The organism is Tardiphaga robiniae (genome assembly GCF_013359755.1).
GTDB lineage: Bacteria > Pseudomonadota > Alphaproteobacteria > Rhizobiales > Xanthobacteraceae > Tardiphaga > Tardiphaga robiniae.
This window is the reverse complement of the sequence record NZ_JABMCJ010000070.1, coordinates 60739-67939: the sequence shown is the minus strand read 5'-3', so window position 1 is coordinate 67939 and position 7201 is coordinate 60739. Positions and strand designations below refer to the sequence as shown.

General features: G+C 59.4%; 8 protein-coding genes and 1 pseudogene. 3 read left to right on the top strand and 6 right to left on the bottom strand.

The window, feature by feature from the left end; translation table 11 throughout:
* The first annotated feature begins 395 nt into the window (after positions 1 to 395).
* Positions 396 to 701 carry a peptidoglycan-binding domain-containing protein gene (locus tag HP556_RS30555; RefSeq protein ID WP_175366095.1) on the top strand — a complete coding sequence of 102 codons (306 nt, stop codon included), beginning with the start codon at positions 396 to 398 and terminating at the stop codon, positions 699 to 701.
* On the opposite strand, the gene HP556_RS04650 is transcribed toward HP556_RS30555, so the two are convergent.
* The 4 genes from HP556_RS04650 to HP556_RS04635 all read right to left on the bottom strand — a co-directional run bounded on the left by HP556_RS04650 (position 688) and on the right by HP556_RS04635 (position 2333).
* Positions 688 to 831 carry a hypothetical protein gene (locus HP556_RS04650; protein WP_175366091.1) on the bottom strand — a complete coding sequence of 48 codons (144 nt, stop codon included), beginning with the start codon at positions 829 to 831 and terminating at the stop codon, positions 688 to 690. The two genes, HP556_RS30555 and HP556_RS04650, sit on opposite strands and share 14 nt — an antisense overlap.
* A 530-nt stretch (positions 832 to 1361) precedes the next feature.
* Positions 1362 to 1712 (bottom strand): hypothetical protein, encoded by a 351-nt coding sequence (locus HP556_RS04645; RefSeq protein ID WP_175366090.1) that lies wholly within the window; start codon positions 1710 to 1712, stop codon positions 1362 to 1364.
* Positions 1713 to 1793: 81 nt separating this feature from the next.
* Entirely contained in the window at positions 1794 to 2033 is a 240-nt protein-coding gene (locus tag HP556_RS04640) for a hypothetical protein (RefSeq protein ID WP_175366089.1), read from the bottom strand.
* A 75-nt stretch (positions 2034 to 2108) separates the two neighbouring features.
* Positions 2109 to 2333, bottom strand: a complete 225-nt coding sequence (locus tag HP556_RS04635) for a hypothetical protein (protein ID WP_175366088.1) — start codon at positions 2331 to 2333, stop codon at positions 2109 to 2111.
* 103 nt (positions 2334 to 2436) lie between these two features.
* Here HP556_RS04635 and HP556_RS04630 point away from each other — a divergent pair.
* Positions 2437 to 3897, top strand: a pseudogene (locus tag HP556_RS04630) (ATP-binding protein); the annotation flags it as partial.
* A 5-nt stretch (positions 3898 to 3902) separates the two neighbouring features.
* Here HP556_RS04630 and dinB read toward each other — a convergent pair.
* Positions 3903 to 5015, bottom strand: coding sequence for a DNA polymerase IV (gene dinB, locus HP556_RS04625; protein ID WP_175366087.1), 1113 nt, complete (start codon positions 5013 to 5015; stop codon positions 3903 to 3905).
* Positions 4994 to 5263, bottom strand: coding sequence for a hypothetical protein (locus HP556_RS04620; RefSeq protein WP_175366086.1), 270 nt, complete (start codon positions 5261 to 5263; stop codon positions 4994 to 4996). The genes dinB and HP556_RS04620 overlap by 22 nt, the downstream gene beginning before the upstream one ends.
* Before the next feature lie 282 nt (positions 5264 to 5545).
* Between HP556_RS04620 and HP556_RS04615 the strand changes: the two genes are divergently transcribed.
* On the top strand, positions 5546 to 7180 hold the full coding sequence (locus HP556_RS04615; RefSeq protein WP_420878643.1) for an acetolactate synthase large subunit: 1635 nt from the start codon (positions 5546 to 5548) through the stop codon (positions 7178 to 7180).
* Positions 7181 to 7201 lie beyond the last annotated feature (21 nt).

Sequence of the window (7201 nt, the reverse complement as noted above, 5' to 3'; positions counted from 1 at the left end):
GATGAACACTTCGACTAGCCGGTGTGTTTTGGCAGGCACCATGTCCATCGCTACCCTGTGGCGGGCAGTCAATCTTCGTCGGGTTTAGGAGTCTGATTCAGTCGTGAATGGTAGCGGCGGTGTCGTATCCCGCTGATCCATTTCACAAGGGCCGCGATGAGCATTCCAACGATGCTCATCAACAATATAATCTGAAAAACTTCCACCATCGGAGCGAGATAGCACGGTCCCCGTGGTTCCCAAAGCACCGCCTTTTGCTCGGCGTGGCGGGCTCTGATCTTGGCCTGGACTTGGTATCTAGCCATCAAGCGGGGTTCGAATGACCACCGTGTCCCCATCCGCAATTCTTTCAACGCGGACTCCAGAAACGTCTTGCGCTCTTTAGCCGTTGCGTTCTGCCACTGCGACGTCGCACCGGTTATTTCGGGCCACAGACCGATACCGCTGTTGAGGATTTTCAGCGGAAGCAGGGGCTTGCCGTGACCGGCGTGGTGGATGCCGCCGCGGCCATGGACCGTGTTGCAGGTGCGCTGGCCTGCTGCGGCCGCAATCAGAACGACCAAGTCTCGGTCGCACCGTATGCGGAGAGCGCAGTCGTCGGCTTTTATTGGCCGAAGGGCGCGCCGTTGCCCGCGGTGACTGGCCTTAAGAACCTTCCCTTCGTCACGACAGCCGGTAAGCCAGTGATCAGCGAAGTTTGAGGCATGCCCATTGAAATAGGTTGATGGAGATTTGGGCCAGCTCAATCAGATCGAGCAGGACCCCAACAAATGTGGCTAAGACTCTTAGCCAATGGAAGCTGGACTTGTTCGGATCGGCGAGTGTTTTCATGGGTGTTGCTCCGTGCGTGAAGGGAGCCCCACTCTACAAGCCAGATGGTTGTCGATGAAAACTCCCGAAATGGAGGCTGTTTATCTCCTAATAGGGAGGGGATTCCGCCCCGCGACGGCATCGCGCGTGTTCGTCCGAGCAGCCAGGTTTATTTGACGATCGACGCGATGGCCTCGGCCGAGATCCCGGCGAGCAGAGCTGCTCCATAAATCGCGATCATCGCCAACTCAAGTTTTCTGCGCATTTGCATCTTCTGATTTCCAGCGCAGTCCGTACCGCGCTCGGCGGCCTCCGAGCAAATTGAACCCCTCAAAGGTGAAATTAGAAGCTCCTTGTTCTGGCGCCCGTGGTTTGTCGTGGCCGAACCAACCACATTTGCTGCCTCGATTGAGATCGATCAGGCATGCAGGAAATCATCAACGGCGTCGTGAAGGCTCTGATCGGCTGGGTGGCCATCCATGTTAACCGGCGCTGTTTGGGGCAGAACGAGCACCATCGCAGCATTTCCCCATATGACGTGCGCAGGATGGCTATTGATCGTGAACGTTCAGCCACAGCTGAACGGCGCGAGCGGCGCGCATCCACTCGCTGGAGCTTTGGGGGACACTTCGGCCGAGCTGATATCCAGCCAGATCGCGGATCGCTGTCAAAGCTGCTCGTTCGGCCTCGGCCATGGGGGAGGACGTATTAGCGGTGATCTGTTCAGTGGCCAAGCCGTTCAGCAGAATACGAGCTTCCTGATCGGTGCTGATCGCGGCGACCTTCAGGATTGATCTGCTGTAACGGGCTTTGACGAGGCTTTGCTCGTCGCCCGTTGAAGCGAGCTCTGGGACCTGGGCGTTAGGCCGCGTAAGGAGGTCAAACTCATTCGTCTTGTTCAAAATGCCCCCTTTGTCGATGGGGTCATAAAACAGGCCAAGGGCGGTTTAGTTCCGAGGGACAGACGCGCAGTCCGTCCAATGTCAGTCGTCGGAGAGCTCATACTTCTTCCGAAGCTCCAGCGTCAGCGCTCCGACGATGCGAGCGCATTTGACATAGGAGATGCTGTCGGTGGGATTTGTAACTGCGCTCCAGCCTGGACCCTCGGAGGTCTTGACCTTCCGTATCTCAACGGAAATCCCCGGCGGGCACTCGGAATGTTCGTCCATGCGATGGCGGATAAGCTTCGCCAAATCGGCTTTGGAAATCGGCTTCTTTGCCATCGGTCCCCGCCCTCTGGTAGAAACCTTAGCAGCAAACTGTCGCGGCCGGCGGTATTGGCGTCGCTCGACGTGAAATCAGCTTTCCTTCAAACTGTAACGACCTCGCATCTGCTTCTCGATGCGGGCGACAGTTGTTGCCAGATGAGGGTAGCGGCGCCGTTCGGTAGCATCCGTCAGAGCCGACCAATTGCCGCTACCAATTGGGATGATCGCGATTTTGGCATTGGGCAGGTCAGTGCCTGCAAGCTTCTCGTGAAAGAGCCAGATCAGCTCGTCGGCGGTCGCTTTCTTTTTGGGCATGGAGGTCAGACGTCCGGGGGCGGCGATCTGAACTCCTGTAAGGGATCACTCCGGGGCACGCAATTCATATCGGTGCCGAAGTTTCTCCAGCGTTGTTCTCGCGCTCGATGGTACGCTCGTTTTCGCGAATGCGGTCGCACTTGCCGCCATCGCGGTCGAAGCGAAGACAGTGCTCGGGATGCCGTTCTGGGATACACCCTGGTTTACTGCGACGCCCCGTATGCCCGAACGAGTTCTCAGCGCGTTTAAAACCGCACTGAGCGGCGATGCGTGGCGCGCCGAAGTTCAATTGAACCTATCCGGCGCGGAGCGGCATCTCGACCTCGCCATGCGCCCAGTATTTGGCGGTGGAGGTAGGATTACAGCCGTCTTGGCAGATGCCGTCGATGTGACCGAGCGTCGCCGGAACGAGGACGCTCTGCGCCAGGCTCAGAAGATGGAGGCGGTCGGACAACTCACCGGAGGAGTGGCGCACGACTTCAACAATCTCCTGACGATTATCAGGTCAGCCACAGATTTTCTTCGTCGGCGCGATCTTCCAGAGGAGAGACGAGGGCGGTATATCGACGCGATTTCCGATACTGTTGACCGTGCGGCCAAGCTGACCGGACAGTTGCTTTCATTCGCTCGCCGACAGCCGCTTGCTCCGCGCGTCTTCAATGTTTGTACACAGGTCGCGAGCGTGGCGAATCTGATCCGACCACTGGTCGGCGGCCGGATTCAGATTGATCTTGAAGTTGAGAGTGCCGACCAGTTCGCCATGGCCGATATAACGCAGTTCGAAACCGCGTTGGTCAATCTCGCTGTTAATGCACGCGACGCCATGAACGGCGAAGCGCGCCTCGTCATTGGTGTCGCGGCAGTCGACTCGATCCCGGGGATGCGTTCTCATCCTCAGAAGGAGGGCGACTTCATCGCGGTTTCCGTAACTGACTCTGGCGTCGGCATCGCTAGCGAGTACCTGGATGCGATTTTTGAGCCATTTTTCACGACCAAGGACGTGGGAAAAGGAACGGGCCTCGGCTTGAGTCAGGCCTTCGGGTTCGCCAAACAGACGGGCGGCGAGATCGGCGTCAAAAGCACGCTTGGAGCGGGCGCGACGTTCACAATTTATCTGCCGCAGGCCGAAACTGGCGCCGAAGTCGAAAGCAGCGCGCCGCCATTAGCAAGCGCAGCGACAAGCGGGCGGGGGCACCGCGTTCTTGTTGTCGAGGATAATACGGATGTCGGGGGATTCTCGACAGAGCTTCTGCAGGATCTCGGATACGCAACCGACTGGGTGACGTCAGCTTCCGCGGCACTGGACGTTCTAGCCAAGGATGAATTCGCATTCGACCTTGTGTTTTCGGACGTCATCATGCCCGGCATGAACGGAGTGGAGATGGCCACGATTATCCGCGACCGATACCCTGGATTGCCGGTCGTTCTGACAAGTGGCTACAGCCACGTTCTAGCCGAAAACGCCCATACAGGCTTTGAACTCATCCAGAAGCCGTATTCGGTTGAGCTTTTGTCGCGCACGCTGCGCAAGGCGATCACTGACCGACGGACTGAATCGGCCTAGCGCTGCTAGATTGGTAATTGGAACTGGGATTGCGCGTCGTCCCCATTCGTCTGAAGTGTCGATAGCGACACACCGAGCAGCCGCACTGCTTTCGGCAGTGGCATTGAGCGCTCGAGAAGTGATATTGCGACCCGTTCGAGTTCTCCACGGTTTGATACGGCTGTCGGCATTGATTGGCTTCGTGACATGATTCCAAAGTCAGCGAACTTCACCTTCAGCGTGACGGTTCGCCCGCGGTTTCCGGTGTTCGCGCAGTGCTGCCACACTTTGTCGACCAGGGGCTGCAGCGCAGCGACCATGGCGTTGAACTCGGTGAGGTCGTCGAAGAAAGTGTTCTCGGCGCCGATGGATTTCCGGATGCGGTTGGCGCGGACAGGACGCTCGTCTATGCCGCGTGATATCCAGTAGTAATAGGTCCCGGCTTTGCCGAAGTGCGCTGCCAGGAATGTCAGCGACTGGTTCCGGATGTCGAGGCCCGTCTGGATACCCAATGTATTGAATTTGGCCGCAGTCGCCGGTCCGATACCGTGGAACTTGGCGACGGGCAGGGTCTCCACGAAGGCTGGGCCCATCTCTGGAGAGATGACATACTGACCGTTTGGCTTGCGATGGTCGGAGGCAAGTTTGGCCAGGAACTTGTTGTAGGAGATGCCGGCGGAGGCGTTAAGCCCGGTCTCGTCCTTGATTTTAGCGCGAATAGTCAGCGCAATGTCGCGCGCTAGTCGAATACCCTGAAGGTTTTCGGTGACGTCCAGATAAGCCTCGTCCAGGGATAGCGGTTCGACGATGGGCGTGTGCTCGGCGAAGATCTCACGGATCTGCTGGCTGATAGTCTTGTAGACCTCGAAGCGCGGTTTCACGAAGATTAGATCTGGACACTGGCGTTTGGCGGTAACGGACGGCATCGCCGAGCGGACGCCGAATTTGCGGGCTTCGTAACTCGCTGCAGCCACGACCCCGCGCTCCCGAGAGCCGCCAACGGCGACTGGTTTGCCGCGAAGCTCCGGATTATCCCGCTGTTCGACTGACGCGTAGAAGGCATCCATGTCGATATGGATGATCTTACGCTGTCGGGTTTCTGGCGCGACGTCGTCCGTCACCGGGCCATCGGTTTCCATTTGCTGTCTCTGATCGCCAGCATCGCCTTCGCAACCGGAGTGGATGCGCGATCGGCCGGTCCATCGGCCGCCGCCTCGACGGCGCGCCAGTCGATCAGAACGGTGCCGTCTGGAGCGACCTCATAGAGGCCGACGCCCACTGGAGTGCCTGAGATGCGTTCGGTTCGGACGGGGCGCTGCGTGATGTCTTGCGCCAGCGCGGCAGCGGGCAGCATGATGGCAAGTACGGCGATCCACATTATGCGCATCTGTTGCATCCTTCTTCAGGCCTTGGACTACGATCTTACAGGGCAAGCAGATCGGATCGTCAACGGCCGAGGATATGGCGTCTCGAACGCGGGTCAGCAACCATCGTCCTCTCGGCTGCCGGTCGGTTCCTGGCAGGTGCTATCGAGGAGGCGCATATCCTGGCAAGGGAAAGGCGCGCTTCAGACGCCTAGTCCACCAAACGTTTCATTAAATGGACCTGTTTGTCCGATACGGTACTGCGCAAATGGAGGAGCTTGACGATGAACAGTGAGGACCAGGAAATGAAAGGCTCCGATCTCCTAGTGGCGGCTCTCGAAAATGAGGGCGTCGACCGCATCTTTGGCGTCCCGGGCGAGGAGAACCTCGATGTCGTCGAGAGCTTGCGCAAGTCGTCCATCGAACTGGTCGTCACGCGTCACGAGCAGCCCGCCGCCTTCATGGCTGCGACCCACGGGCGCCTCACAGGGAGGCCAGGTGTCGCCCTCAGCACTTTGGGGCCCGGAGCCCTGAATCTCTCTACAGGGGCTGCCTATGCGCTCCTGGGAGGCATGCCGATGGTCCTGATCACTGGCCAGAAGGCAATCCACGCCAGCCGGCAGGCGCACTTCCAGATCGTGGATGTCGTCGCGAGCATGAAGCCGCTCACGAAACTGTCGCAGCAGATCGTAAGTGCATCTTCCATCGCGACCGTCGTCCGGAACGCTTTTCGGATTGCGATGGAGGAGCGTCCCGGACCCGTGCACCTGGAGCTTCCGGAAGATGTCGCGGCGGAGAAGGTTTCCGACGTTTCGGTCGTCCCGGTCCACCCGACCGATCTCCCGGCGCCCTCGACGGACGCCGTCCGGAAGGCCGCCGAGCTCATCCTCTCGGCGAAATGCCCGTTGCTCATGTTCGGTGCGGGTGCCAGCAGGCCCAGGCTCGCGCCCGCGCTCTCCGAATTCGTCCGCCGGGTGAAGATCCCATTCTTCAACACGCAGATGGGGAAGGGTGCCGTTGGCGGGGCGTCTGACTACTATGTCGGCACGGCGGCGCTGAGCGAACGCGACTACGTCCATCGCGCGATCGACTGCGCTGACCTGATCATCACCATCGGCCACGACACCATCGAAAAGCCGCCATTTATTATGGGGCGTGGCCGCCATCAGGTGCTCCACATTGGCTTTACGCCGGCAACGATCGAGGAAGTTTACTACCCGCAAGCTGAACTTATCGGCGACATCGCGAAAGGTCTCGATATGCTGGCGACCGAGCTCGAAGGAAAGCTCAAGCAGACCACGCGGTGGGACGGCGTGCGCGCGGACATCCTGCGCCACATCGGCGACCGTGCCAGCGAAGACCGCTTTCCGCTGACACCGCAGCGGATCGTCCACGACGTCCGCCAGGTCATGCCACCAGACGGCATCGTCGCGTTGGACAACGGGATGTACAAGATATGGTTCGCGCGCAACTACCGCACGGACGTCGCCAACACGCTGCTGCTCGACAACGCGCTTGCGACAATGGGAGCGGGGCTTCCGTCGGGCATGATGGCGGCGCTGCTGAATCCGAAGCGTCGTGTGCTCGTTGTCGCCGGCGACGGCGGTTTTATGATGAATTCGCAGGAACTGGAGACCGCGCAGCGTCTGAAGCTCGATCTGGTCGTGCTCGTCATCGAGGATCATGCCTACGGGATGATCAGATGGAAGCAGGCCGTCGACGGTTTTGCCGATGCGGGGATGACTTTCGGCAATCCGGATTTCGTCGCCTACGCGCAGTCCTACGGCGCCCAGGGCCATCGCGTGACCGAGGCGGGCGGTCTGGCGCCGACACTGGAGAAGGCCTTCGCAGCTGGTGGCCTCCACCTCGTGGTAGTGCCGGTGGACTACAGCGAGAATGTTCGTGTTTTGGTGGACGAACTAGCCGACATGCAGCACTAGGGCGCCTGTCGTCCTCTGCTG

Bases quoted from the DNA above. Each gene is read 5' to 3' on its own strand.
- HP556_RS04650 (WP_175366091.1), bottom strand. From the start codon at position 831: ATGAAAACACTCGCCGATCCGAACAAGTCCAGCTTCCATTGGCTAAGA.
- HP556_RS04640 (WP_175366089.1), bottom strand. From the start codon at position 2,033: ATGGCAAAGAAGCCGATTTCCAAAGCCGATTTGGCGAAGCTTATCCGC.
- HP556_RS04635 (WP_175366088.1), bottom strand. From the start codon at position 2,333: ATGCCCAAAAAGAAAGCGACCGCCGACGAGCTGATCTGGCTCTTTCAC.
- dinB (WP_175366087.1), bottom strand. From the start codon at position 5,015: ATGGAAACCGATGGCCCGGTGACGGACGACGTCGCGCCAGAAACCCGA.
- HP556_RS04620 (WP_175366086.1), bottom strand. From the start codon at position 5,263: ATGCGCATAATGTGGATCGCCGTACTTGCCATCATGCTGCCCGCTGCC.
- HP556_RS04615 (WP_420878643.1), top strand. From the start codon at position 5,546: ATGAAAGGCTCCGATCTCCTAGTGGCGGCTCTCGAAAATGAGGGCGTC.